Origin of the sequence: Gramella sp. AN32, from assembly GCF_023718305.1 — a bacterium.
GTDB classification, from domain to species: Bacteria; Bacteroidota; Bacteroidia; order Flavobacteriales; family Flavobacteriaceae; genus Christiangramia; species Christiangramia antarctica.
In genome coordinates this window covers 138,896-163,284 of the sequence record NZ_QEYO01000006.1, presented here as the reverse complement: position 1 = coordinate 163,284, position 24,389 = coordinate 138,896, and the positions used below count along the sequence as shown (strand labels likewise).

Here is a 24,389-nt window from a genome sequence, read left to right as displayed (position 1 = left end):
TAACAGGTAGTTGATGACAACTTGATGAATGAATTTTTATCGAATCTATCATGAAATAGAAGGGATGGATTGAAATGTTCAAATTTTAACTTGAGCTCATGTTAAACTTTGAAATATTCTCAATAGAAGTTTTGATTGTCTGATTTTTAAACAATTAAAACAGAAGTCATGCAGTTTTTAAGATCAATTGTAGGGATCATTATTTTGACAGGATTAATCCTTATGCCCCAGTATATTTCTGCGCAATTGAAAGGAAATGAAAAATTAGTTATTGTTATCGATCCCGGACATGGAGGCAAAGATGCCGGAGCCATAGGAGTAAATGAGATCCAGGAAAAAGAGGTAGTGCTGAAATTAGCGTTGCACCTTCAAAAACTAAATCTAATTGTATTCCAGAATAAATTTGAAATTTATCTTACGCGCTATTCAGATACTTTAATTTCTCTAAGCGACAGATCTAAAATTGCCAGATCACTTAAAGCGGATAGATTTATTTCCCTGCATTGCAACCACTCCCCTTTTATAAACGCCAGAGGAATTGAAATTTATGTTTCCCGGAGGAATAGCATTAATCTAAATGAATCCACTTACCTAGCATACCAAATTGAAAAATCAGTCACTCAAAGGACTGGTATAAAGAGTCGGGGCGTAAAATTCTCGGATTTTCAGGTACTGCGGGAAACTATTGATAGCACCCCTTCTTTATTGATAGAGATGGGTTTTTTGAGTAATCCGGTTGAAGCAGGATATTTAAGTGATCCTAGGAATCTGAAAGAATTAAGTCTAGCAATTTTGAGTGTTATAAAATAGGTAGAACTGCGTTTATCCCGGAACGTACTCGATTAAAAGTGTATATTTGGATGAATATAACGAGTTTTGCATGCAATCGTCTGGCGGGCGGCCGACTCGAAAAGCCTGGTGCGGATGGCAATGGCCCAGGGTCTCCCGCAAGCACTGCTGCTTTTTAAACAAGACTTTGACGTTAGGAGAAGTCTTGGTTCAAACTTGCGCGATGGACATCGCCGAGAGCTCGCTCTCAAGGCGTGGACACGCCAGCGAGTTTGCCCAAGTTAGTTGGTACTCCTGAAAGAAGCACTAGAGGAAAACACGTATAATTGTGCTTAACAACCCATATTCAACTACACTTCAAAAACTAAAAATTCAACTCCTGCACCCAAGCACTAACAAATCAACGGTTCCATCTAAGAACTAACATTCAACAACTGAATTGGGAAAAGCAGCGGTGCGCAGCGGGAGGCTTCCATGGAGCCATCCGACATTTAGACTGACGCCTATTATCCGTCCCGGGGGATAAAATGCATAAGTCTAAACCACCAGGCTACTTCTCGACCTGGCTAATGGTGGCCCGCCATGCGACTACGCTCGCGGCATTTCTGCAAAATGCCACTCCGCTGCACACAACAGCGCATAACTCAAATAGCGGGTAGTTGAGTGAAAATGGTTATTTTAGAGATCAATTTAAATACAACAAGCCGACAAATTCGAGTCCTGATTCCCGCGACTTGTGTTATGCGCGGCCGTTGGCAACAAGCTTGACCCGTCCTGAATAAAGGCTACATAATTTTAAATAGTTATGTACAAAAATGACAAAGTAATCAGACGGTATTCAGAATCCTTCAAATTGAAAATTTTAGACGAACTTACCACAGGTAAACTAAACAAGTATCAACTAGGGAAACTCTATGGGATTGCTCCTTCTACTATTAACGAATGGATCAAGAAATACCATCGGAAAGACCTTATGAACACCAGGGTTACTGTGAACACTAAAGATGAAATAACACGGATTAAGCAACTTCAGAAAGAGATTGAACAGCTCAAAAAGCTCTTGCTTAAAAAAGATATGGATGCTTTGATTGAAGAATCATACCTGGAAGTAGCGGCTGAAAAACTAGGCTACAAATCAGTGGTGGAACTCAAAAAAAAACTAAATATCAAGCCTTAATTAAGGCTAAAGATAAAGCCAAGGGATTTGCTTCTTTGACCGCTATTTGCAAGTGTTTCGATCTCAAACGAGATGCCTATTACAAGTATAAACGAAGAGAGGACGAGCGCCTGGAAGTAGAACGACAGGTCGTTAGGATCGTCAAACAAAGACGCAAATCCCTTCCAAGAGAAGGTGTCAGGAAACTCATGAGATCCCTGAACCATGATTTCGAAACAGCACGCCTAAAAGTAGGCAGGGATACTTTATTCAACATCCTTAGAAAACACAATATGCTCACACTTAGAAAGAAATACTGCACTAAAACCACCAACTCTATGCACCGGTTCCATAAGTACAAAAATATCATCAAAGAACTTAAAGTTAGCAGAGCCAATCAGGTATGGGTAAGCGATATCACCTATATCAGAACCGTAAAAGGCTTTTGTTACCTGGCCCTCATTACAGACATGCATTCCAGAAAAATTGTAGGTTACGACATTAGCAACAGTCTTGAACTCAAAGGATGTGTGAGAGCATTAAACAAAGCCATATACCAGGCCAAGGATATCAAAGGGCTTATTCATCATTCCGACAGAGGTTTTCAATATTGCAGTACTACATACACCCAGATCCTTCAGAAGAATAAAGTACAAATAAGCATGACCGAGGATAATCACTGCTATGAGAATGCACTGGCAGAGCGGGTAAACGGAATACTCAAAGATGAATTTTACCTCGATCAGACCTTTACAGATCTAGCTCATGCTAAAAGAGCCGCAAAAAATGCGATCAAACTATACAATGAAATAAGATTACATTTATCTTTAGACTATCAAACACCTAATGCGGTACACCAAAATGCAGCGTAAAAATCAAGTTTAACCTGTAGCCGTATTCTAGGACGAGACAGCTGCACAAAAATTCTACTAAACTAGAAGTAATAAATTAGAATTCGTATTTTTGATAAAAAGCAGAAAGATGGATTTAGAGGCTAAAAAAATATCTTTTGTTCAAGAATTTCTTCGTTTACAAAATGAGGAAATTATAAATGGTTTAGAAAAGATGTTGCATAAAAGAAAGGCTGAATTACTTGAAAAAGAGATGAAACCCATGTCTATGCAGCAATTCAATGATGAAATTGATCAAGCATTAGATGACTCTAAAAAAGGAAGATTAACTAAAGCAAGTGACTTAAAAGCAAAAGTTCAAAAATGGAGTTAACCGTTTATTGGACTCAACTAGCTGAGGATAAATTAGAAGATATATTTCATTACTATAAATATAAAGCCAGCAATAGGGTAGCTGCGAAATTGGTTAATGGAATTATTGATACTACAATTGGTTTAGAAAAAACACCGGAAATTGGGCAGAAAGAATTTCTTCTTAAAGAAAGAGAGCATGATTTTCGATACTTAGTCTTTAAAAACTACAAAATCATTTATTGGATTAATAAGACACAAAACCGTATCGAAATTGCAAATGTTTTTGATACTCGGCAAAATCCAGAAAAAATAGAGCAGACAAAGTAGCAGCCAATTGCCAACACCGCTTCATCGCAAATATGCGGTATTTGAACAAAATCGATAATTTAGAACTCCAAATAACAAAACAATAAACTGACAACTCCGTGTGCTAAATTCCGCACACTTGCGATAAGCGAAACCGTTAGCGGTCAGTGTAAAAAATTTCAAAATCCTAAAATTTGTTAAAACAAAATATATCGCTTACGATTTAATCTTCAAAGATATACTTTTGCACTTAAATATTTATCATTCACTTTAAATTAAATCACTATGAAGTACAATCAATTAGGAAATTCAGGAATTTTAGTTTCAGAACTTTGTATGGGAACGATGAGTTTTGGTAGCAGTGGCTACTGGAGTGTGGTAGGTTCTCTAGGCTATGAAGATAGCAAGCGATTAGTGGACATAGCCATAGACTCAGGCATCAACTACTTCGATTCTGCTGATGTGTATTCTCACGGCCAATCGGAAGAGATTTTAGGAAAAGCAGTAAAAGACAAAAGAAAGGATGTCATCATTGCTACCAAAGTGCGCGGTAGAATGAGTAAAGAAATTAATGATGTGGGCTTGTCCAGAAAACACATCATCGAGAGCTGCCACAATAGTTTAAAACGATTGGGTACCGACTATATCGACCATTATGTGCTTCATAGTTATGATCCTATTACCCCTTTTGAAGAAACCATTTCAACCCTTGATGACCTCGTTTCACAAGGAAAAATTAGATATTATGGGGTAAGTAACTTCCCGGCTTGGCAGCTAATGAAGTTTATCAACACCGCTGAAAAAAATCATTGGGAAAAACCCGTCTCATTGCAAGCCATTTATTCACTTATATCCAGAGATGTAGAATATGAATTGATACCGCTTTGCTTGGATCAAAAACTAGCCTTTACCCCTTGGTCGCCACTTGGAGGCGGATTTTTAACCGGTAAATACAGAAAAGACAAGCCAATGCCGGAAGGAGCAAGAAGAACCAATGAAGAGCAGAATTTTATTCAAATCGATCCGGAAAAAGGCTATGCTATTGTTGATGAGTTGGAAAAAATTGCCAACAAACACAAGGCTTCTATAGCACAAGCAGCCCTAAATTATCTTTTGAGAAAACCCGGAGTAACTTCCGTACTTATTGGAGCTACCAAGCCTCACCAGTTGGAAGACAACATCAAAACTACTACCTGGGAAATGGATGCAGAAGATGTTAAAATCCTGGATGAGCTAACAGCATTAAACCCTATTTATCCTTATTGGATGTTGCAGTTTACAGCTATGGATAGAGCCAATGGAGATTTCTTTTTATAAAATTTAAAAACCAAACAGAATGAATACGATAAATTTTAAAACATACATTTTATTGCTTTTTACACTCCTTTTTAGTGTAGAAACTCTGACTGCCCAAAACAGCAAAGAAAATGTAAAAAGCAAGGTTAAAACTGAAGAAATTACCTATAAAGATGGCCAGGTTACACTCAATGGCGTTGTTTATTATCCTGCAAAGCAAAAGGGAAAACAAGCTGCTATTTTAGTAGTGCCCGAATGGTGGGGATTGAACGAATATGTGAAAAATCGTGCTAAAATGTTGGCAGAGTTAGGCTATGTGGCTTTGGCGGTAGATATGTACGGTAATGGATTGGTCGTAGAAAACCCTGCCGATGCAGAGGCCAATGCAGGAAGGTTTTATGGCGATCCTAATCTGATAAAAAGTCGGATGCAGGCGGCTTATGATGCCGTAACCCAACTACAACAGGTGGACGCTTCAAAAGTAAGTGCCATAGGTTATTGCTTTGGCGGAACGGTTTCGCTTTTTGCTGCCAGCTTAGGGGTACCTTTAGAAACTGTGGTAAGTTTTCACGGTGGACTTACCGGCTTTCAAGCAAGTCCTGCAATGAAAAACACAAAAGTATTGGTTTGCCACGGTGAAAGTGATTCGTTTGTGCCGCAAGCTGATGTGGATAATTTTCATCAACAAATGAAAGACAACAACATTACCTACCAGTTTAAGTCTTATGCTGATGCCACACACGCTTTTACCAATAAAGCATCTACAGCTACCGGGGAAAAATTCAACCTTCCCATTTCCTACAATGAAGCTGCCGACAAAGCTTCTTGGAAGGATATGAAAGCCTTTTTCAAAACTTATTTTCCAACTAAAAAGTAATTAAAATGGAAGCGAGCTTATTTGAACTTGAGGCAAAAAAACTTAACGGAGAAACCATTTCTTTGAAAGAGTTTGAAGGTAAAACCATAGTGGTGGTAAATACTGCTAGCAAGTGCGGACTTACCCCACAATATGAGGGATTGGAAAATTTGTATAAAATATACAAAGACAAGGGGTTGGTTATTTTGGGATTTCCTTGCAACCAATTCGGAAAGCAGGAACAAGGCACAGCCAATGAGATTAGTGAATTTTGCGAAATTAATTACGGGGTAAGTTTTCCTATGTTCGACAAGGTAGAAGTCAATGGGGAAAATGCTCACCCCGTTTTTAAGTATTTAAAATCCAAACTTGGAGGCATTTTAGGTAGCAACATCAAATGGAATTTTACCAAATTTGTCATTGACAAAAACGGAAAGCCGGTCAAACGATTTGCTCCTACCACCAAGCCGGAGAAAATGGAAAGTTACCTGCGAAAAATTCTTTAAAAATGAAAAATTCTGCTGAATTAGAAATTGAAAATCAGTATTGTTTTCCGATATACGCAGCATCTAGAGTGGTAACCAAACTTTATACGCCCCTGCTCAACGAGTTGGGGCTTACTTACCCTCAATATTTAACGATGTTGGTGCTCTGGCAATACCAAAACCTGACGGTAAATGATATTGGCAGTAAACTAATGCTGGAGTCCAACACCCTGACTCCCTTGCTTAAAAGGTTGGAAAGTCAAGGTTTTATTTCAAGGAAACGCTCTAGTAGTGACGAACGTGTAGTGGAGATAAGCCTTACAGAAAAAGGAATAAATTTAAAAAAGAAGGCGAGTTACATACCTGAAAAATTATCTTGCTCCATTAGTCATTCAGGGATAAGTCAAGAAGAAATGGACCAGATGAAACATACCTTGCAAAAGCTAATTGCCTTAACTAAAGAGCATCATTGTAAATAATTTTAAACAAAGTATAACCAAAAAATAATTGAATATGCAAAATTTTAAAAATCACGTCCGTTACAATCCACTTCATCATTTTATTCTATCACCGCTCACGCTCGTTGGGGTGATATTGAGTATTGTATTGCTATTCTCTGACCACAGTCTGACTGAAAAAATCTTTTTTCTGATTTTAGCTTTAAGTGTTTTTCTCGCTTCTTTAATAGCTAGATTGTATGCCACAAAAAATCAAGACAGAACCATAAGAGCAGAACTGCGATTACGCTATTATATTTTGACAGGCAACAGATTAGAAGAATTAGAAGATAAATTAACAATGGCACAAATGGTAGCCACCAGATTTGCATCAGATAAAGAATTAGCAGCATTGATAGAGCGGGCAGCCAAAGAAAACCTTAGTCCAAAAGCCATAAAAGAAAGCATAAAAAACTGGACGGCAGATGAAAATAGAGTTTAAACCTTAAAAACATCAATTATGAGCAAAAGTAGAAAAATTACAGGTTGGGTAATGGCAGGATTGCTTACCGCTTTATTAGTAATGAGTGCCAGCCAAAAGCTATTAGGCAACCCCGAAATGGTTGAAAATTTCGGTAAATGGGGCTTGGGCTCAATGATAACCATTATAGCTCTAGGTGAATTGGTAAGTGTATTGTTGTTTTTAATACCTCGCACCGCTGTTTTAGGGGTGTTGTTATTGAGTGCTTATTTTGGAGGTGCCATATTGGTACATATGGCCAATGACGAGCCTTACGCTTTTCAATCCATCGTTCTGTTGTTCATTTGGGTAACTGCTTGGGTGAGAATCCCTGAAATGTTTAATAAACTTTTCAATGGAAATCTATCATCATCAAATTCCTAATTTTGAACAGTAGAATATAATGAATCGAAAACAATTTATATTAGCAACATTAGGACTAACAATTGTGAATACCTTAAGCAGCTTTAGAAAATATACGGATGAACTTCCTGTTCAAGGAAAAAAGATGCCTGTTTTATTTACTTCGCACGGCAATCCTATGGATATTCCGCTTTCAAGAGAAGAACGCACCTTTTGGAATACCTTATTTCAATTGGGAAAGGAATTGAAAAAAAATTATGAAGTAAAAGCTGCTTTGGTGGTTTCGGCTCACTGGTGTACCCGAGGAACTTTTGTTAACGTATCGCCTGAACAGCAACAGATTTTCGATTACTATGGGTTTCCTAAAGAATATTATGATGTATTTTACAAAGCTAAAGGCTCCCCTGAAATTGCAAAAGAAGTAAAACGCATTATCCCATCGGTTAGCGAAACTACCGACTGGGGTCTCGACCACGGAGCTTGGCCTATGCTTATGCACTTGTTTCCTGAAGCGGACGTGCCTGTATTTCAATTAAGCATCGACTATTATGCAAAACCTGAATATCATTACGAGTTAGGAAAACAATTAAAATCACTTCGTGAAAAAGGAGTACTCATCATTGGCAGCGGTGCATTAATTCACAATCTCCCACTTGCTATGAAAAAAATGCAAAGCAATGATAGTTCGCCCTATGGTTGGGAGATGGAATATGATAACTGGGTTAAGGAACAAATAGATAAAAGAAATATCTCTAACATTATTAATTATCAAAACAGTCATAAATTAGGCAAACTGGCAGCTCCTACGCCCGACCATTTTGTGCCTGTATTATATAGTTTAGGGTTGATGGATTCCAAAGATGAAATACATTACTTTTTTGAATCAGAGTCTTCCCTTCCCGCTTTTGGGGAAAGGAGTTTTATCATCAAACAATAATGACAGTATCCTGTTATTGGTACTTACTATTAATCGTTTTGATTTTCACTTCATTTAGCGTCAGTTTCAATCAAGGAAAAATACAATTAACAAAATATGAAAAATCAATCCCTAAAAATATGATAAACGAAAACACCTTTGAACTTCCCTTACGAAATGGGATTAAACCCAAAACTACACCAAGCAACCCACATATGCAGCTGAATCAACAGCCCGAAGACCGTAAACTCGTTGATTCACTAATGGATTGGGCATTCTCGCTTCCTGAAATCAACAAAGAGTTCAGCAAAATATCTGTTCCCGGAGCCCAAGCTATGTGTCTCTCTTCCGACAAAATGTGCAATGATTGTCACGCCTTTATGATTGGAAATGAGTTTGCTCACTTTCATCCAGTGCCCGATGGCAGTATGCACTTAGGTCTAACATTAAAAGATGCTGAATATGTCATAAGCCGAGGTTGGGGTGAGTTACACCCAGTTGCCAAAATGGGCTATCTTACTCATAATTTTATTATGGTGTATGCCCCTCGAAATGAAGAAGAAAAAGAAATCATTAAAAAAATTATCTTGCGGTCTTATTTATTTGCAACCGGCAAATTAAATGACAAATAAAGCCATAAAATATGCAAAAAGAATTTATTGAGTTATTAAAAAAAGGCATTGAAGAATTGATGCCTGCTAATCAACTATTAGGTATAAAAATTTTGGAAGTGAAGTCGGGTTATGCACATCTTCACGTTCCTTTTAAAAACGAATTCATTGGAGATTTCATTCAAGAGCGTTGGCACGGAGGGTTTTTAGCTGCTATTGCAGATACAGCAGGTGGCACTGCAGCTGCTACTACGCTGCAATCTCCCAAAGACAAACTCAATACCATTGATATGCGCATAGACTATCTACACGCTGCAACCTCCATCGATATAGAAGCTAAGGCTCAAGTGATTAAAGATGGGAAAACCATCGTTAAAGTGGATATTCAACTTTTTCAAGACCACCAAGAAAATCCCGTAGTAGTTGCCCGTTGTGTTTTTAGCAAATTAATAAAAGAAAATAGTGATAAGCTTTCTGGAAAAGATTAGATGTGTTGGCTTTTTCAAGAATTTAAATGAATCAAATTTTTCTATCTAAAAAAGATGAACAAGTTTTTTCGAAAATTAAAAAAAGTGATGATTGTATTTATTGTAATAGCTTCCATTTTAATTCTTGCTCTTTGGCTTTTTATGCAACAAGATAAATTTGGGGCTTCTCCAACCAAAGATGACAGGCAAAAATATGAACAACTCTCTAATTATAAGGATGGTAAATTTCAAAATATCAGTCCAACACCGATGCTTACCCCTAATTATTCTTGTATCCGTCCGAGCAACTACGCCTTATATCTGGGTTCAGCTCATTTGCTGGGCTAGATTAATCATCTTATTATTTTGTAGTAAAAGTAATGTCTTTACCTTCAGCCCTTGCCTGGTGTACCATTTGTTGCATATTTTCAGGAAGGGAGTCAACAGGAACGATAAAATCATCAACCATAACCATATTGTTAAAAGGGTTGTCTTCTTCCATTTTGGAAGTAGAGAACTCCGGGCTAAAATGCCACATATCAAACATTTCTTTAATGATCCTGGCTTTATTGGATACTGTTGTAGGCTTGGTGCCAAAATAATCGTGGATCTCCTTGGAAGGGATATAGGGTTCAAAAGATTTATCGAACAGGAAGTTGATAGAGCCTATGGCATATATTACTGCAGCAGCCCATATTTCGAGTTTTCCCCTTTTAAAAGGGACTTCCCTTTTCCTGCCCATTTTTTTGATGAGCTTTTCGCAGAGCTCAAAATATTCCCCATCAAGTTTCTGGGCGCAAAAGGTCCCGGTAAGCTCTAGAAGGTGTTTTTGTCTTTCTTTAATCTGCTCTTTGGTCATTGTTTTGTTTTTTATGGTTTGTCTGTACGGTGGTACCCCGGCAATAACTCTTCCAGCTTTTGGATGTTATGATCGGGTATCCTTCGTAAGGTATCCTCTAACCACTCTTGGGGATTAATACCTTGCATTTTACAACTACCAAAGAAAGAATATAACATGGCCGCATCTTGTGCAGCCCTGTGGGAACCTGCGAACAGGAAATTTTTTCGGCCAAGGGCCAGCGGACGAATGGCATTCTCAATAAGGTTGTTGTCCAGTTCGATCCTGCCATCCTCAAAGATCACCTCGAACTTGGGGTATTGATTTAAAAAGTAGGTCATGGCTTTTCCGATAGCACTTTTTGGCAACACCTTAAACTGTTCTTCCTGGACCCAGGTTTTGATCTGTTGCAATAGTGGCAACACCTTTTGTAATCTTAGTTCTTTTCGCATATCCGCATCACCAGCTGCTTCTTCTTTGATCGCTCGTTCCTGCCTATAAATTTCACTAAATATGGCTAATGCTTTATCCGCTCTTTCTTTATCCTGATCCCGAGTATCTACAAATTTTCTTCGGGCATGCACAAGACAACCGGCCATAGTAATATCCGGATCTACACCGATTTTATCATACACGCTGTACCCATCACATTGGACGTATCCCTTATACCCGTCAAGGAATTCCCTGGGACCATGTTGCCCACGTCCCCTACGGTAATTAAAGAGCACCAGTTTTTGCAAGGGGTCGTGATAGACCCATTGGTAGCCTTGATGTGTGCTGCCTTTTTTATCACTATCCAGCACCTTAATCGGACTTTCATCAGCCTGGATGTAACCGTCTGTGAGGATTTTTTGTTTCAGGGTATTATAGAGGGGCTCCAGGAGCTGGCAACAACCCGCCATCCAGTCACTTAAAGTACTGGAGGCAGGTTCCCAGCCAAACTCCCGTTTAAAACGCTGGATCTGACGATAGAATGGCAAATGGTCAATATACTTGCTCACCAGGATATAAGCCAATAAACAGGCTTCGGCAATAGATTTTTCGATAGGACGTGTGGGCAGTGGCGCAATGACTACCCCTTGCTCATTTTTCCTGGCATATTTAGGACGTATGGTACGTCTTTTAACCAGACTGGCCGGGGTATACTCCAGGGTTTCACTAACTTCCTCACCTATTTTTTTTAGCGTGCTTACATCTTCCTCTGGTTCAAGAATGACTTCCCGTACCGGAAGGTGTTCCGGCAAGGTATTACGGCCCGGGTGCTTCTTTTTTTCCCGGGTATAGCTGATCGTTTCTTTAGGAGTGACTACTTGCCCGGTTTTATCTGAATTTTCAGAAAAAAGCGATAGCTGCTGCTGAAGTATTTCAGGAATAAAACGTTCCGATTTAAAGCCCTGGATCAGCTTGTAGAGCTGTCCGAGTTGTACCTCCAAAGCGGAGATCTTCTCCTTGAAGGTTTCATTGGACTGGCGAAGTTGCTGGTTTTCTTTTTGTAGCTCCTGATAGGTCATCGGGCAGCTAAAATACTACCCTTGTTAGAGATATGCCAGCATTTATCCGGCTTTTTTATAGCGCTTTCTTCGGGTAATATTGGTGATGGCCACCCCGTCGATAAGCATCACCAGTTGGGTGTAATCCAGCTGTAACCCTCCCACGGATGCATCGTATTTTGGCAACTCAAAGGTGCCACGCTCCAGGCGCTTGTAGTACAACACAAAGCCCCCGGACTGCCAATGCAGTAACTTGACTTTATTGCGAGCTTTATTGATAAAGATATAGACTGAACCATCCTGGGGACTATGGCCTAATTCTCTAAGGACCAGCCCACATAATCCATCGAAACTCTTACGCATATCAGTACCAGGAAGATATAGCTGGTAATTCAGGGAACTACTTAAGGCAAACATTACAGGGAAATTTCAATTTCTACGCCATTACCTAAACGGATATGCATACTCCTGGAGGATGTTGGGGTGGTAGAAGGGTCGGCCGACAAGGAAACAAAATTACTTTTTGCGGGCTTTATAACTTGCTCCTTGGGAAATTTCTGGATCCAATAACAGAGTTTTCCTTTGCTAATTCCGTGATTACGGGCAAAAGAGGATCGGCTTTGTCCTGATTCATAATAGTTATCGACTAGCTTACGCATTTCTGTGGCAATTGAAGATCGGGTCATTTTGATTATATTTAGACCGCTAAATTATAATCTACAAAGGGTTCAGAAAAGATGCACTTAGACGGACGCATACATTATAACTAGCCCCAACAAAGACGGTTAATCGCCAATAAGCGGCAGCCGTAGAAAGAAAATAATTAACTTGACCAATAAACCAATACTAAGACAACAAATCCGAGTCCCTTACTCCTTAAACATACGAACCGTAACCGTAACCTATATGTCATTTCTTGAAATAGGTTTACAAAAAAATTCAAACATTTAATTTAAATATCCAACTCCACCCAAACTGCAGGATGCTCACTGGCGGCCTGGTTTTTCCGTTGAATATTTGGATAAATAGACCACATAGGTCTTTTTTCGGGCCAAACTCCTCTTCTATTTAGCCCACATTTTTTCAATTTGGCGAAAAGCTCCGGAGACAGTAACAAATAATCCTTTTGTTTAATATTTACTCCTTTCTGGTAAGCGCCCAAGCTATAATATCCAGCATCTATTCCTTTATCAAATTCGACATTAAAGGAGTGATGCCTGGTAATATCGCTCAAATTGGTTTCCTGAAGTAAGGGCATTAAGGTATTGCAGAAAGATGCAGCATTAAGAGTACCCACTATTGCAATATTTTCTTTACCCTCAGCAAGTAATTTCTTATAGATCTCAGCAACATTTTCCGCCTGTTCCCGTCTAAAAATTCCTGAAAGATCATTATCTTTCCTGGTTTCCTGAAAATGAGCGGCAAGAATAAAAATTGTATTTTTCTCTTTTGTTCGGATTTTGTACTCTAGTAAATCTTTATTGAAAATTTTTCTTCCTGATAAGCTAACATCAAAAATATGACTTCTTACCGATTGAATTTCAAATCCTTTCCTGGTTAAAATTCCAATTTCCTGCCCTCTTTTATCATTTCCCTGCACCACAAATGAATCCTTAAATGGCTCACAGTCAAATTTGGGCAGTACAACAGTATTAAACTCCTCTAAAGAAGCCCGATCTTCGATCTCCTGCAAAATTAGGATATCAGGATTCACACTTGCAATTACCTTCGCTTTATTATCAATGGCTAAAGATTCCAATGGTACATTTTGCAACGCTATCCATCCATTCCAGTCAGTAAGTTCCCCTGCTTTCAATTCTTTAGAATAATTCATTCCTTTTAGAAAAAGAAACCCTGATTTTCTTTTAATAACCGCATAGGGTAATTGCAATGAGTTATCGATCCCTACCATATATGAAAGTTCTCTCAATCGCTCATTATCTTTATCCGATTTATTAGTTTTCCCCAATAAAAAGTCTATCTCATAAAACCAATCCACGGAGCAATCTTTATAAGATTTCTCCATAAAACTTCTATCCCTATGGAATAAATTCTGAACATTGAAGGTTGCTATTTTCATTTTCGTTTATCGTTTGTATTATAGTCAAAATCAATAAGGTTGAATAACTTTTTCATTCGGCTCCTGACTCTTGAGCCATACATATCTTCAATTTCAATGGCACTTAAATTTGTGGTGCCATGGGTTTTTAAATTTGTTTGAAGAAAAAGTTCATAACGAGATATCAGAATTTCCCCTATCACATTACAATCCCTACCATAATGCCTTCCTATTGGCTCTATTCCCATATCATCAAAGCAGAAAAAACCTTCATCTCCATAATCTTCAATAGTTTTATATCCCAGGTGATTAAAAGCAAAAACAATATTCCTACATGGCATAACCACGTAGCTCCTTTGATGGGGCACCAAATACCGCATGAGCTTCATCAGGCTCGTTTTACCACATCCCACGGGACCGGTAAGCAAAATTCCTTTATCCGGATCAATCCGCAACTTTTCACAATTTATATAGTCTTTAATAAAGTAGTTGGAGAGCTTAAACAGAATATCTTTATCCTCTTCAAATATTTTAAAATGCTGCCCAAAAAGAATTTTACCTTTGGCTTCAAGAAAAATCAGGATTTTAGGGAAATCGTAAATTATTCTCTTTCCATCATATTTACCAAGAGAATATTCAATTCCATCTTCTACAATGCTAGAGGGGTTCGCCATAATTTTTATATTTAGTTGTTTTAAGGTTGTCTCTATTTTGAAATACTGATGACTGACTTCTAAAATCGTTTGCTTTCAACATCCAGCTCTCAGCAGTTGCATGCCAATTAGTGATTTTAATATTTCCTCTTACCGACCAGCCAATTGAAGTGTAGTGATTGTAAAATTTTCGTCCTTCTAATTCCGGCCAATTTTTATTTTTAAAAAAAATTAATACTTCATTTTCACTTTGGGGGAGCTCAAGTTTATTAAGGTTTTTATTTTGTTTATTTAAGTTTATTGAAGGAGTTAATACTTGTTCTGAACTTGTTTCATGCTTGCCCACTACTTGTTTAGAGCTTGCATCGAAAATGAACATCCTAACCCTACTCCCTTTATATGGATTATGGGAAGGCAGATATTGAATATATTTTTGATCGTGTAATTTTCTCAGGCATCTATGGTAAGTTGGATTGGAGCCAATTTTAGCCATTTCCATAATTTCATCCCTATGGATATAGAATAGTTCTTTAAAACGGTGGATATTCCAGGATTGAAATAATGCCATATATACACTAATATGAGTGGCATTCAGACTAGAGTCCTTAGAAAATCTCTTGAACACCGCGTTTAAATGTTTTATGTAATTCATGGCTTATTCATTTTGGATTAGATTATCTGTCAATATTTTTTGAATAATAGCTGAATCGTAGTAAATGAGTCCTCCTATCTTACTATATGGTAGTATCCCCTTTGTTCTAAAACCATTTAGAGTTCCGGAACTAATCTTTAGCATCTCCATGACTTCGGTGGATTTCAGCCATTTTTTAGAAATATTACCGGATTCTTTTTCTAGTAGTTTCTGAATTTCTTCAAGGAGCTCTATTTTGAACTCCCTTAAATCATCTGTAGTAATAATTGACGTTGGCATAATGAATTGTTTTTAAACAATCCCACCGCAGGTTATAATTTTTAAAGCAGTGGGATTGGAATTGATTTTCATTACAAAATTGGTAGATAACAAATGAACAATTAGCCAAGCAATCACCAACTTGGCAAAATTGATTTTCAGGAAGAATAATGGTAGTATAGGATATAAATGATAGTTAAGCTTATAAAGCTAAAATGATTTATTTCAATTGAAACCAATACCCAACTTGGCTCCTGCTTGGATGTTCAAGTTCACGCATCAAGCTCTTCCATATATTCAAGCATGGAATTTCTCATTTTATCGATAAATTTTAAAGGTTCAGAGCGGCTCCTGAGTCTTAAAAAAGTATGATGGTAGTCTCCCAGATCTAAGCCTGTTAATGTCTCAAATATATCCACCAGTTCTTTCAGCGTAGTATTTCCATTATTTATGCTCCCACTAACCTGCAGGGCATAGATCAGTTCGGTTAGAGCCACCTTAGAAGAAGTCCAGTTAATTTTTATAGGTTCTTCATAAGCTATGGAAGCAGATTCTTTAACCCGAAATTTATTATTTAGATATTTGAGCAAGAAATTACGGGCATTCAATTCACTCAAAAGTAAATCGTGGGAGCAGCTGAATAAGGGATCTCTTTCATAATGACTATAATTAACAATATGATCTTTATGAAAATATTTTCGGGTGAAATAGATCTCATCCATGTATTCCTGATCCAGGGCGATATACCGAAGGAAATTTTTATGCCCAGTAAGAAAACTATTTATCTTTTGAATCTTTTTAGATATAAATTTCGACTGTGAGGATTCGTCTATAGATGAAATTTCCAATTCGATGGATAGCAAGTTTTCGTAATAAATCTGATATGTTAAAGGAATCGTTTTCTGTTTTTTAAAAAACTGAATTTCTGAAGGAGTATCCGGGAAGCCATTTAAATAAATCTCTTTTCGGTAGGTTTCTAATACTTTACGGCAGTAGTTAATTATTTCAAAGTATGCAGCATTCTTATTTAGGAAAGTTTGCTCAATTTCCTGAATCTCATTTTTAAGCTCATCCTCGGTAATCAGAAAATCCATTAGATTGATATTTAAGAAATACTACCTTAAATATCCTGTAATTCCTGCACTTTAAATAATATTAGATATCTGCTTTTATAAATGAATGGGCTGCATTCATAAACAATCGGAATAAAAACAGGAAAACTCTGATTAATCTGGATGAAATAACTAACGCTTCATATTGGATTTGGCGAAACTGAAAATTTTACTGTATAGACGGACAGATTCATCATAATCACCTGCTGTTTCATGCCCGTTTTGATAGTCGATATCCAATAAAACAGGATTATTTGTCTGATTACTATTTTGCAGTTTAGCTATATATTTGCCACTATCCCATAATGGAATACGGTCATCGTTATAGCTCGGCATTACAAGAACTGCCGGATAAGCCATTTTAGACCGTATGTTTAAGTATGGATCCATTTTTACAAGACCCGAAAATTCTGTACTGTCTTTGACCGTTCCATACTCAAGGTAACTCGTACTGCTGGCCGTGCTGGATGATTCCAGACCAAAAGGATTTAGTCGCGGAACATCAGCTATAAAGGAAGAAAAAAGATCCGGACGTTCGTTTACAGCCATTCCGGCTGTAATCCCTCCTGCACTGCTGGTATAAAGTGAAATTAATCCTGGTTCCGTAAAATTCAAATTTATTAGAGCTTCGGTACAGGCAATAAGATCTTTCCAGGAATTAAATTTAAGATTCTTCATTCCCTGCTTGTGCCATTCCTTCCCTTTTTCTCCGCCTCCCCTAACATGAGGGAATGCCAAAATTCCACCCTGGGCTGCCCAATCTAAAAACATAGGAGAGAAAAATGGACTCAAACTTTCCCCGTATGCACCATATACATACATAAATACTTCATTTGCTGATTTTTTTTCCAGACCTTCCTTATAAACCAGCGATAAAGGAACTTCTACCCCATCATGGGAGGTAACCATTATTTGTTCCGTTATAATATTTTCAAACTCTGGATAAGCCAATAGAGGTGAAAGTGCTTCTCTTGAGAAACTTCCATCTTCATTTATTAAATAGCGGGTATAATCAGAAGTCCAACCATCCATACCCACCCCAACATTATTGTGTTTTACAGACTCCCCAAAAAAGGTAGCATAACCGGGATCAAAAGGAGGTTGTAATTGTCTGATCTTATTTGAAGAGTTGAGAACATATAAAGAAACATTTGCTCCATATAAGGACCGTGCGAAATAAATATTATCCTTTGTTACTTCAAATTTAATAATAGGATTCTCTTTACTGCCTTCTGCCAAAACAGCCGGATTAGTGAAATCAGGATTTTCGATACTTACTTTCCCCAATAGATTCCCGTTTAAATTTCCTTGGCGGAAAATAAATTTATCACCACGAACCTCTCCCTGATCGTAGAATATCGCATCTTCTTTTTTGAAGAATGGTTTCCAATCTGGTTTTCCTTGTAGGACATCTGAAATGGTAGCTATATAGCTGTCATAATAATCATCAGAACTGGCTATATAACCAATGATATAATTATCCAGGCTCGATCCTATTTTTACTTTAGGATAAAAATCTTCAGAAATATGTAAGTCATAATGAGACTGGAAAATTGGTTTTCTATCTTCGGGGTTTTCACCTAATTTATAAATAACAGAAAAAGAGTTCTTCTTATAACCCGGTTGGGAATTATCTACTTCCGGAAAAAATAAATAGATAAATCCTGAATTATCCGGCAACCATTCTATTCCCCCAAAATCGGGATTGATATTTGTAATCACTTCTCTTAAAATCTGATTCGTTTCAAGATCATAAATTAAGATTGTACTTGAAAAACTACCATTGTCATTAAAACCAATTGCGATCTTTTTTCCGTCAAATGAGGGGTTTAGATAAGTTATTGACGGATTACCAGAATTATACTGGGAAGGATCGAATAATTCTTTTTCTTTATCAGCAAGATTCTCCCTAAAAAACAATTTTTCATATCCCAAACTATCATCATATTTTAAGTAAAAATAATTTCCATTTTCACTAATACGAACCATACTCAAGGAGGATTGAGCATTATTTTGGTATTTTTTAAATTTCTCTAAATATTCTTTCATTAAGTCATTTGTAGCAAAATACTTTTCAGCCAGAGAATCCTGAGCTTTGAACCAATTTTTCACCGAACTATCTTCTAGCTTATTTAAATTTGAATACTCGTCTAAGACTTTTATTCCATAATGTATTTCGGAAGTTGGTTTTTTGAGGATTTGGGGATAAACCAAATGATTGCTCTTTCCTTCCTGGGCAAAAGAAACCGAAAGGAAAAAACACAAAGAATAGAATAGAAAATATTTGATATATTTTTTCATTTTTCATTTTTTGAAATTCCCGAATCAGGATTTTGATCCGGGAATTTTTTTACGGATTTAATTTCAATCTCGTTTTCCAACTTTCGGAGTTTTGATCTTATCCCTGTCAATTGGACCATCTTCTCCCCCACCTTTAATTTGGTGTAAATTTTTAAGGGCTCTTCCTTTAAAATCTTTTAGTTCTTTTTTCATAATTAGAATATTTAATGGATTAATAAATTTCAGTACTAAATAATCACATTTGGGTACAGGCTGCAAAAAGGTTAACCCTCCATTTATAAATGACGTGTTGTTTAGCGTGATTTTAATTCATTTAAAAATTTAGATGGATATACCCCAGTTTTCTTGTAAAAGGCTTTCGAAAATGATTCCCCTGTTTTGAAACCAAAAATTTCCGCTAAACCTTGATAATTATATTTCAATAAATCAGGATTCTTACTCAGTTGATTTATTGCCGCTTTAATTTTCAAATCCTTGACGTAGGTTGGAAAATTCATCTTTTTGTAATGATTGATTACAGTGGACAAATAGGTAGTATTGGTACCTATTTGTTGGGCCAGGCCATACATATCCAAATCTTTGCTCATAAAGCGATCTGATTTTTCAAATACAGCCAGTTTTTCTAAAATATCCTTTCTAATTTCCTCCGGAATGGAAGAAGGATGCTCTGTAATGGCCTTAGATTTTCCCTCTTCCATTTCCGATCCTTCCATAAGAAGTTTTAACCTTGCATTCATTTTTCTGGAGCGTATAAAAAAATATAAGCCAATAAGAACAGCCAGACCAGCCAGAATAGCAATCAATGTCACATATAAATTTTTTGTTTTGAGTTGATTTTCAGCTTTAAGTTTTTGTCTTTTCAGATCCGGGATATCATAAGCAACTATTGCCTGATTTGCAATATTTTCATGCTCTGAGGACAAAACACTATCATAATATATTAGTTTTTCTATATAGCCAATTTGTTCCTTTTCTTCGTCTTCTAAAACCGAATTGATTATTAATTGCTGATAAACATCTTTTACTTCGTTAAAAGGATCCTCTGTTGAGGAGACGATGGAATCTATGGTTTTAAAATATTTAAGCGCGACCTTATCATTTCCATAATTTTTTTCAATTTTTCCCAAATAATAAAGCTTGATCGCCTTACTGGTACCGTCAAAATCGTCAATATATTTTAGAAGTGTATCCTTGGCCCTTTTAAAATCCTTTTTATAAAAATTTATCTGAGCATCCACCAAAACAAAATCCTTAAAATCTTCTTTTTTGTTCTCTAATCTTGACAAATCAATTCCCTTCTGAACATAATATTTTGAGGTATCCAATTGTGACAATCTCAGGTAGGTAAGTGAGAGGTTATATAACAGAGTTGAATAATCCTCGTAATAATCTTCGGTTGAATTTGATTTCTGTTTTAAAAGATTAAGGGATCGCTTATATAAATCGGCGGCGGCGTAATGTTGCCCGTTAATATTCCTTATGGCAGCAATGGCAAGGGAAATTTCACGCTGATCTTCCATATTATTCTTTTCCAAAGCCAGATTATAGGCTTTTAAAAAATTATCTAATGCAGGTTGAAATTTACCCTGATCATAAAGCACATTTGCTTTGAGAATATAGCCAAGAGTCGGGTAGTTTGGATGTTCGCTGTTTTCAGTAATCTCGATCATGGAATCTGAATAAATAATTGCGCGTTCAGGCTTCTCCGTCAAAATTCTGTAGTAATAAGCTCTGGCTAGTTCAACGGGATCATTCTCTTTTTTAGCCTTCTGCGAATGGACTTCTACAATCTTATTTAGTTCGTCAATTTTAGAATCTGCCATAGCCGCCGCCTCAAGTTCATGCAATTCTAGAAAAGATGAATTAACTGAATAAATGGTAGTGCTCTGTTTTATATTATCCTGGGCAAATAATAATGGCTTATAAATAAATAAAGTCAAAGCCACGAACAACAGTGAGCGGCACAGGGAAAGATTTATTACAGAAGAAAAAATCATGTTCAACCATTTAAAATTCTCTACTTGACCATAAATGACGGAATTGATAAAAAATCCGTTCTATCAATGTTACTTCCTTCAGTAAAATCTCTGCTGTTCCATTTAATTCCTGATGAAACTCTAATTCTTTACCATAAGAGGTTTTCAGATCATTAATAGTTAAGTAAACAATGTAACCAGGATTGTCTCCTCCTTTGGGTATCTGTGAAATCGATCCTACCTTGGCTCTAACCATTCCCCATTCGTGATAAGGATAATTATCCAGCTTTAAATTTACCTTTTGCCCTGTTTTCAACTTTCCTGCATTCCGAATGGGGATTATGCATTTCCCTATCAGATCCTGCTGAATATCGGGAACAACACTATATACTGATTCTCCTACTTCTACATTCTGATATTCTCCCCAAACTTCAAAATAAGATAATCGGCCATCAATGGGGCTTTTCAAAAGGTAGGTATCTTCCCATTTTTGGATAGCACTGATTAAATTCTGTTGAGATAATAGTAGATCAACCTCTAGATTACGCTTCGTTCTTAAGGATGTATTGTTCGAAAGCTGCAATTTGGAATGTATACCCTTATTTTCTAAAGTTAACTGATAATACTGTTGATTTAAAAAATGAAATTGGCGCTGCTGCATTAAGAAATCTTTTTCTATATTTTCAAGATCAACCTGAGAAACCACCCCCTTATTAAATAATTCCTGAAACCTCTTATAATTGGTTTCCGAGACTTCAAGATTTCTTTTAGCGATAGATAATTCTTCTTTTTTACTATCAATGGAATAAAGCTGATTTGATAATTCCTGCCTCATTTGATGATCATGAATAGATTGGTCATTCAGTGATGCTTCAAGTATCAAATGATGATAATTACTTAAAAAAGCATTGTAATATAATTGAAGGTCGTTGCCTAAAATTAAATGTGGAGGGTAAATCTCATTTAAATCTTTGAGAGTTTGAATATTGAAAACGGTATCTAAATTAGCTCGTAGATTTACAACATCTTTTGTGTTTGAATCATTTTCCAGTTCTCCTAAAATATCCCCCTTAAAAACTAAATCTCCGGGTTGGTAGTTAATCGCTAAAATTTTACCTCCAGATTTTGCTTTTATATGTACGGGTGGATTTTGAGAGGTGACAATTACCTTTCCTTGAATAACTTCATTAAATGGAAAATTGGCAGCGGAAATTAGTAATAATACAAAGAAAACAAATGTCAACTTAGTGCCATTCCGTAATATCCAACCGGGTTCACGCTGAAGAATATTATCATTTTTATATTTTTTGAATTTTTCGATAATGGTTAAATTTAAAGTTGATTTCTTATTAATGTATAGTAAACACCTTTCTGAGATAGTAACTCTTGGTGATTCCCTCGTTCCACGATATTTCCCTTGTCCATAACCAGTATTTGATCTGCATTTTTTACCGTGGATAGCCTATGGGCTACGATAATTACTGTTTTATCCCGGTAAAAAAGATTCAGGTTTTCTGTTATTATTTTTTCGTTTTCAGCATCTAAGGAGCTTGTAGCTTCATCAAAAAATAAATATTTAGGATCTTTGTATATCGCCCTTGCAATTAGAAGTCTTTGTTTCTCTCCCCCGCTTAATAGCTGTCCCTGTTCACCAATCCTGGTTTGATACCCAAGAGGGAGTGAACTAATTAAACCGGTCAAATTGGCCATTTCAACCGATTCTATTAATCGCTTTTGGTTTAATGGTTCATCAGATTTTGATTCTGTGATATTTCGTTCGATGGTATCATTGAATAAAATTCCATCCTGTAAAACCACACCACACATCCTTCTCCAGTTGTTTACTTGAATATGTTCGAAATTTTCGTTTCCAATACTTATCCTGCCTTCACAAGGTTTATATAATTTCAATAATATTTTCAGAAGGCTCGTCTTACCAGATCCACTAGCTCCCACAATGGCAGTAACTTTTCTGTTTGGAAAAATTGTAGAAACATTCTTGAGAACAGCTTTTGATCCCTGTTCCCCATAATTAAACGAGATATTTTCGAGTTTTATATCGCCTTTAAACTCTAAACCAACTCTTTCATTCTGATATACTTCAGATTTTTGATTATGAATTTCCGCCAATCTTTTTAAAGAAAGTTTTGCTTTTTGATAGCCTACTAGGAAATCGATGGTATTAGAAATTGGTATGTAAAGACTTCCTACAATGAATTGGATTGCCAGCATGGTACCTAAGGATATTTCCCCTGATATAACTGCCTTTGCTGACCAAAAAACAATCAGGATGCCCGTAATTTCATTAATAAATTTACCGCCCTTAATTTGACTATGATCAACCTTCAGGATAGTTGATTGTAAACCAAAAAGCCTGGATTGGTTCACCTTCCATTCCGATTTTCTTCTTTCTTCAGAATTGTTAAGTTTGATTTCCATCACCGCCATAATGATTTGAAGAAAATGGGATTGCTCCTTTCTATGCAAATCAAATTGCTGGTGATCCAGAACCTCTTTCTTTTTCATAAATATAAGAGACCACCCTAAAAACAAAGAAGTTCCAATCAAGAAGATTAGAAGTATCGTACTATCAAAAATTCCTAAAACAAAAGCAAAAACTATTATGCTAAGCAGGTCAAAAAATATACTCAGGGATTGGCCGCTCAGGAATTCCTCTACTCTTTGATGATCGTAAATCCTCTGCATAAAATCGCCGGTGGTTTTTGAGTCAAAAAAAGTAATTGGAAGTTTCAAAAGTTTATCCAGAAAATCCGATACCATAGCGATGGTAACTTTGGTGCTGATGTGCAGTAAGAGCCAATCCCGAATCACCTCTGTGACGGAACGTGTTAGAAATAAAAAAAGTTGTGCTATAACGATCAGGTATATAAAATCAAGATTCTCATAATTGATCCCGTAATCCACAATGCTTTGAGTTAGAAAAGGAAGGATTAACTGAATTAACATCGCAGTGAATAAACCCAAGGTGATTTGTCCTATATATTTTTTATACGGACTAAGATATTCGAGTAAAAATCCTATTCCTTCCGGCTTAGCTTCTTCATTATCGTTATCCAGAAAATCCTCTTTAGGTTGGACAAGGAGTAATACGCCCTCATTTTCATTCTTACCTGACCATCGCACCTGAAATTCATTATGAGAATATTTTATTCTTCCTATGGCCGGGTCTGAAACAAAAACATTTCGTTTATCAGTTTTATATATCACCAAAAAATGATTCTGTTCCCAGTGAGCAATTGCAGGAAGTGGAATATCTTCAATCAGTTCCTTTAAGTTAGCTTTAATGCCAACAGAATCTAATCCAATTCTTTCCATTGCTTGTGAAAGACCCTGAAAGGATACTCCTCCTTTTTGTTGGGATGAGATTTCACGTAAAAAATCTATATTGAAATGTCTGCCGTAAAATTCTGTAATGATTTTTAGGCAGGTAGGCCCACAATCCATTTGATCAAGCTGACGATAAGCCGGAAAATTAATTGCACCAAACATGACACCCAATTGAAAATCAAAGCACTAAATTAATCTATAACAAAAATGAAGGAAGGCGAATTAACAGACTATTTATAAATAACGGCCTATTCGTCAAAACACTACAAATCTATCCTTTGGGTGAAAATAGATT

The 24,389-nt window shown here is 36.6% G+C and carries 29 protein-coding genes; 15 read left to right on the top strand and 14 right to left on the bottom strand.

The window, feature by feature from the left end; translation table 11 throughout:
* Window positions 1-168: 168 nt before the first annotated feature.
* The 15 genes from DHD80_RS09085 (at window position 169) to DHD80_RS09015 (ending at window position 9,755) form a co-directional block, all read left to right on the top strand.
* Window positions 169-810 (top strand): N-acetylmuramoyl-L-alanine amidase, encoded by a 642-nt coding sequence (locus DHD80_RS09085; RefSeq protein WP_251740850.1) that lies wholly within the window; start codon window positions 169-171, stop codon window positions 808-810.
* 784 nt (window positions 811-1,594) lie between these two features.
* On the top strand, window positions 1,595-1,966 hold the full coding sequence (locus DHD80_RS09080; RefSeq protein WP_252115858.1) for a transposase: 372 nt from the start codon (window positions 1,595-1,597) through the stop codon (window positions 1,964-1,966).
* Window positions 1,967-2,001: 35 nt separating this feature from the next.
* Window positions 2,002-2,817 carry an IS3 family transposase gene (locus tag DHD80_RS09075; RefSeq protein ID WP_251740848.1) on the top strand — a complete coding sequence of 272 codons (816 nt, stop codon included), beginning with the start codon at window positions 2,002-2,004 and terminating at the stop codon, window positions 2,815-2,817.
* Window positions 2,818-2,926: 109 nt separating this feature from the next.
* The gene (locus DHD80_RS09070; protein ID WP_251740847.1) at window positions 2,927-3,169 is read left to right on the top strand and encodes a hypothetical protein; all 243 of its coding nucleotides are present in this window, start codon (window positions 2,927-2,929) and stop codon (window positions 3,167-3,169) included.
* Entirely contained in the window at window positions 3,160-3,477 is a 318-nt protein-coding gene (locus tag DHD80_RS09065; protein ID WP_251740846.1) for a type II toxin-antitoxin system RelE/ParE family toxin, read from the top strand. Before DHD80_RS09070 ends, DHD80_RS09065 begins: the two co-directional genes overlap by 10 nt.
* 264 nt (window positions 3,478-3,741) lie before the next feature.
* A complete protein-coding gene (locus DHD80_RS09060; RefSeq protein WP_251740845.1) occupies window positions 3,742-4,773 on the top strand; it encodes an aldo/keto reductase in 1,032 nt (343 codons plus the stop codon).
* 19 nt (window positions 4,774-4,792) lie between these two features.
* Entirely contained in the window at window positions 4,793-5,629 is an 837-nt protein-coding gene (locus DHD80_RS09055) for a dienelactone hydrolase family protein (protein WP_251740844.1), read from the top strand.
* Between the two features lie 5 nt (window positions 5,630-5,634).
* Window positions 5,635-6,114 carry a glutathione peroxidase gene (locus tag DHD80_RS09050; protein ID WP_251740843.1) on the top strand — a complete coding sequence of 160 codons (480 nt, stop codon included), beginning with the start codon at window positions 5,635-5,637 and terminating at the stop codon, window positions 6,112-6,114.
* A gap of 2 nt (window positions 6,115-6,116) precedes the next feature.
* Entirely contained in the window at window positions 6,117-6,572 is a 456-nt protein-coding gene (locus tag DHD80_RS09045; protein ID WP_127137567.1) for a MarR family transcriptional regulator, read from the top strand.
* A 34-nt stretch (window positions 6,573-6,606) separates the two neighbouring features.
* Window positions 6,607-7,032 (top strand): DUF6526 family protein, encoded by a 426-nt coding sequence (locus DHD80_RS09040; protein ID WP_251740842.1) that lies wholly within the window; start codon window positions 6,607-6,609, stop codon window positions 7,030-7,032.
* A gap of 18 nt (window positions 7,033-7,050) precedes the next feature.
* The gene (locus DHD80_RS09035) at window positions 7,051-7,434 is read left to right on the top strand and encodes a DoxX family protein (protein ID WP_251740841.1); all 384 of its coding nucleotides are present in this window, start codon (window positions 7,051-7,053) and stop codon (window positions 7,432-7,434) included.
* 124 nt (window positions 7,435-7,558) lie between these two features.
* Window positions 7,559-8,350, top strand: coding sequence for a class III extradiol ring-cleavage dioxygenase (locus tag DHD80_RS09030; RefSeq protein WP_251740840.1), 792 nt, complete (start codon window positions 7,559-7,561; stop codon window positions 8,348-8,350).
* Complete coding sequence (locus DHD80_RS09025; protein WP_205780347.1) at window positions 8,350-8,961, top strand: luciferase family protein; 612 nt, start codon at window positions 8,350-8,352, stop codon at window positions 8,959-8,961. The genes DHD80_RS09030 and DHD80_RS09025 overlap by 1 nt, the downstream gene beginning before the upstream one ends.
* Before the next feature lie 11 nt (window positions 8,962-8,972).
* A complete protein-coding gene (locus DHD80_RS09020) occupies window positions 8,973-9,428 on the top strand; it encodes a PaaI family thioesterase (RefSeq protein WP_251740839.1) in 456 nt (151 codons plus the stop codon).
* Between the two features lie 54 nt (window positions 9,429-9,482).
* Window positions 9,483-9,755 (top strand): hypothetical protein, encoded by a 273-nt coding sequence (locus tag DHD80_RS09015; RefSeq protein ID WP_251740838.1) that lies wholly within the window; start codon window positions 9,483-9,485, stop codon window positions 9,753-9,755.
* Window positions 9,756-9,768: 13 nt separating this feature from the next.
* Here the strand turns inward: DHD80_RS09015 and DHD80_RS09010 are convergent, their stop codons facing one another.
* The 14 genes from DHD80_RS09010 to DHD80_RS08950 all read right to left on the bottom strand — a co-directional run bounded on the left by DHD80_RS09010 (window position 9,769) and on the right by DHD80_RS08950 (window position 24,256).
* Window positions 9,769-10,266, bottom strand: a complete 498-nt coding sequence (locus tag DHD80_RS09010; protein ID WP_251740837.1) for a DUF6398 domain-containing protein — start codon at window positions 10,264-10,266, stop codon at window positions 9,769-9,771.
* A gap of 11 nt (window positions 10,267-10,277) precedes the next feature.
* On the bottom strand, window positions 10,278-11,756 hold the full coding sequence (locus DHD80_RS09005; protein ID WP_251740836.1) for an IS66 family transposase: 1,479 nt from the start codon (window positions 11,754-11,756) through the stop codon (window positions 10,278-10,280).
* A 42-nt stretch (window positions 11,757-11,798) separates the two neighbouring features.
* On the bottom strand, window positions 11,799-12,152 hold the full coding sequence (gene tnpB, locus DHD80_RS09000; RefSeq protein WP_251740835.1) for an IS66 family insertion sequence element accessory protein TnpB: 354 nt from the start codon (window positions 12,150-12,152) through the stop codon (window positions 11,799-11,801).
* The gene (locus DHD80_RS08995) at window positions 12,152-12,421 is read right to left on the bottom strand and encodes a transposase (protein WP_251740834.1); all 270 of its coding nucleotides are present in this window, start codon (window positions 12,419-12,421) and stop codon (window positions 12,152-12,154) included. Before DHD80_RS08995 ends, tnpB begins: the two co-directional genes overlap by 1 nt.
* 266 nt (window positions 12,422-12,687) lie before the next feature.
* Window positions 12,688-13,815 (bottom strand): hypothetical protein, encoded by a 1,128-nt coding sequence (locus tag DHD80_RS08990; RefSeq protein ID WP_251740833.1) that lies wholly within the window; start codon window positions 13,813-13,815, stop codon window positions 12,688-12,690.
* A complete protein-coding gene (locus DHD80_RS08985) occupies window positions 13,812-14,468 on the bottom strand; it encodes an ATPase (protein ID WP_251740832.1) in 657 nt (218 codons plus the stop codon). The genes DHD80_RS08990 and DHD80_RS08985 overlap by 4 nt, the downstream gene beginning before the upstream one ends.
* Entirely contained in the window at window positions 14,452-15,099 is a 648-nt protein-coding gene (locus DHD80_RS08980) for a hypothetical protein (RefSeq protein WP_251740831.1), read from the bottom strand. Before DHD80_RS08980 ends, DHD80_RS08985 begins: the two co-directional genes overlap by 17 nt.
* Window positions 15,100-15,102: 3 nt before the next feature.
* On the bottom strand, window positions 15,103-15,378 hold the full coding sequence (locus DHD80_RS08975; RefSeq protein WP_251740830.1) for a helix-turn-helix domain-containing protein: 276 nt from the start codon (window positions 15,376-15,378) through the stop codon (window positions 15,103-15,105).
* Window positions 15,379-15,629: 251 nt separating this feature from the next.
* Window positions 15,630-16,451, bottom strand: coding sequence for an RteC domain-containing protein (locus tag DHD80_RS08970; protein WP_251740829.1), 822 nt, complete (start codon window positions 16,449-16,451; stop codon window positions 15,630-15,632).
* A gap of 150 nt (window positions 16,452-16,601) precedes the next feature.
* Window positions 16,602-18,770: a prolyl oligopeptidase family serine peptidase gene (locus DHD80_RS08965; protein ID WP_251740828.1), complete on the bottom strand. Its 2,169-nt coding sequence runs from the start codon at window positions 18,768-18,770 to the stop codon at window positions 16,602-16,604.
* Between the two features lie 63 nt (window positions 18,771-18,833).
* Entirely contained in the window at window positions 18,834-18,962 is a 129-nt protein-coding gene (locus DHD80_RS19895; protein ID WP_279347017.1) for a hypothetical protein, read from the bottom strand.
* A 101-nt stretch (window positions 18,963-19,063) separates the two neighbouring features.
* Window positions 19,064-20,767, bottom strand: a complete 1,704-nt coding sequence (locus DHD80_RS08960; protein ID WP_251740827.1) for a helix-turn-helix domain-containing protein — start codon at window positions 20,765-20,767, stop codon at window positions 19,064-19,066.
* Between the two features lie 10 nt (window positions 20,768-20,777).
* Complete coding sequence (locus tag DHD80_RS08955) at window positions 20,778-21,989, bottom strand: HlyD family efflux transporter periplasmic adaptor subunit (protein WP_251740826.1); 1,212 nt, start codon at window positions 21,987-21,989, stop codon at window positions 20,778-20,780.
* Window positions 21,990-22,078: 89 nt separating this feature from the next.
* Window positions 22,079-24,256, bottom strand: coding sequence for a peptidase domain-containing ABC transporter (locus tag DHD80_RS08950; RefSeq protein ID WP_251740825.1), 2,178 nt, complete (start codon window positions 24,254-24,256; stop codon window positions 22,079-22,081).
* Window positions 24,257-24,389 lie beyond the last annotated feature (133 nt).

What these genes read in the sequence shown, in the direction of transcription:
- DHD80_RS09085 (WP_251740850.1), top strand. Translation starts at nt 169, where the DNA reads ATGCAGTTTTTAAGATCAATTGTAGGGATCATTATTTTGACAGGATTA.
- DHD80_RS09080 (WP_252115858.1), top strand. Translation starts at nt 1,595, where the DNA reads ATGTACAAAAATGACAAAGTAATCAGACGGTATTCAGAATCCTTCAAA.
- DHD80_RS09070 (WP_251740847.1), top strand. Translation starts at nt 2,927, where the DNA reads ATGGATTTAGAGGCTAAAAAAATATCTTTTGTTCAAGAATTTCTTCGT.
- DHD80_RS09065 (WP_251740846.1), top strand. Translation starts at nt 3,160, where the DNA reads ATGGAGTTAACCGTTTATTGGACTCAACTAGCTGAGGATAAATTAGAA.
- DHD80_RS09060 (WP_251740845.1), top strand. Translation starts at nt 3,742, where the DNA reads ATGAAGTACAATCAATTAGGAAATTCAGGAATTTTAGTTTCAGAACTT.
- DHD80_RS09055 (WP_251740844.1), top strand. Translation starts at nt 4,793, where the DNA reads ATGAATACGATAAATTTTAAAACATACATTTTATTGCTTTTTACACTC.
- DHD80_RS09050 (WP_251740843.1), top strand. Translation starts at nt 5,635, where the DNA reads ATGGAAGCGAGCTTATTTGAACTTGAGGCAAAAAAACTTAACGGAGAA.
- DHD80_RS09045 (WP_127137567.1), top strand. Translation starts at nt 6,117, where the DNA reads ATGAAAAATTCTGCTGAATTAGAAATTGAAAATCAGTATTGTTTTCCG.
- DHD80_RS09040 (WP_251740842.1), top strand. Translation starts at nt 6,607, where the DNA reads ATGCAAAATTTTAAAAATCACGTCCGTTACAATCCACTTCATCATTTT.
- DHD80_RS09035 (WP_251740841.1), top strand. Translation starts at nt 7,051, where the DNA reads ATGAGCAAAAGTAGAAAAATTACAGGTTGGGTAATGGCAGGATTGCTT.
- DHD80_RS09030 (WP_251740840.1), top strand. Translation starts at nt 7,559, where the DNA reads ATGCCTGTTTTATTTACTTCGCACGGCAATCCTATGGATATTCCGCTT.
- DHD80_RS09025 (WP_205780347.1), top strand. Translation starts at nt 8,350, where the DNA reads ATGACAGTATCCTGTTATTGGTACTTACTATTAATCGTTTTGATTTTC.
- DHD80_RS09020 (WP_251740839.1), top strand. Translation starts at nt 8,973, where the DNA reads ATGCAAAAAGAATTTATTGAGTTATTAAAAAAAGGCATTGAAGAATTG.
- DHD80_RS09015 (WP_251740838.1), top strand. Translation starts at nt 9,483, where the DNA reads ATGAACAAGTTTTTTCGAAAATTAAAAAAAGTGATGATTGTATTTATT.
- DHD80_RS09010 (WP_251740837.1), bottom strand. Translation starts at nt 10,266, where the DNA reads ATGACCAAAGAGCAGATTAAAGAAAGACAAAAACACCTTCTAGAGCTT.
- DHD80_RS09005 (WP_251740836.1), bottom strand. Translation starts at nt 11,756, where the DNA reads ATGACCTATCAGGAGCTACAAAAAGAAAACCAGCAACTTCGCCAGTCC.
- tnpB (WP_251740835.1), bottom strand. Translation starts at nt 12,152, where the DNA reads ATGTTTGCCTTAAGTAGTTCCCTGAATTACCAGCTATATCTTCCTGGT.
- DHD80_RS08995 (WP_251740834.1), bottom strand. Translation starts at nt 12,421, where the DNA reads ATGACCCGATCTTCAATTGCCACAGAAATGCGTAAGCTAGTCGATAAC.
- DHD80_RS08990 (WP_251740833.1), bottom strand. Translation starts at nt 13,815, where the DNA reads ATGAAAATAGCAACCTTCAATGTTCAGAATTTATTCCATAGGGATAGA.
- DHD80_RS08985 (WP_251740832.1), bottom strand. Translation starts at nt 14,468, where the DNA reads ATGGCGAACCCCTCTAGCATTGTAGAAGATGGAATTGAATATTCTCTT.
- DHD80_RS08980 (WP_251740831.1), bottom strand. Translation starts at nt 15,099, where the DNA reads ATGAATTACATAAAACATTTAAACGCGGTGTTCAAGAGATTTTCTAAG.
- DHD80_RS08975 (WP_251740830.1), bottom strand. Translation starts at nt 15,378, where the DNA reads ATGCCAACGTCAATTATTACTACAGATGATTTAAGGGAGTTCAAAATA.
- DHD80_RS08970 (WP_251740829.1), bottom strand. Translation starts at nt 16,451, where the DNA reads ATGGATTTTCTGATTACCGAGGATGAGCTTAAAAATGAGATTCAGGAA.
- DHD80_RS08965 (WP_251740828.1), bottom strand. Translation starts at nt 18,770, where the DNA reads ATGAAAAAATATATCAAATATTTTCTATTCTATTCTTTGTGTTTTTTC.
- DHD80_RS19895 (WP_279347017.1), bottom strand. Translation starts at nt 18,962, where the DNA reads ATGAAAAAAGAACTAAAAGATTTTAAAGGAAGAGCCCTTAAAAATTTA.
- DHD80_RS08960 (WP_251740827.1), bottom strand. Translation starts at nt 20,767, where the DNA reads ATGATTTTTTCTTCTGTAATAAATCTTTCCCTGTGCCGCTCACTGTTG.
- DHD80_RS08950 (WP_251740825.1), bottom strand. Translation starts at nt 24,256, where the DNA reads ATGTTTGGTGCAATTAATTTTCCGGCTTATCGTCAGCTTGATCAAATG.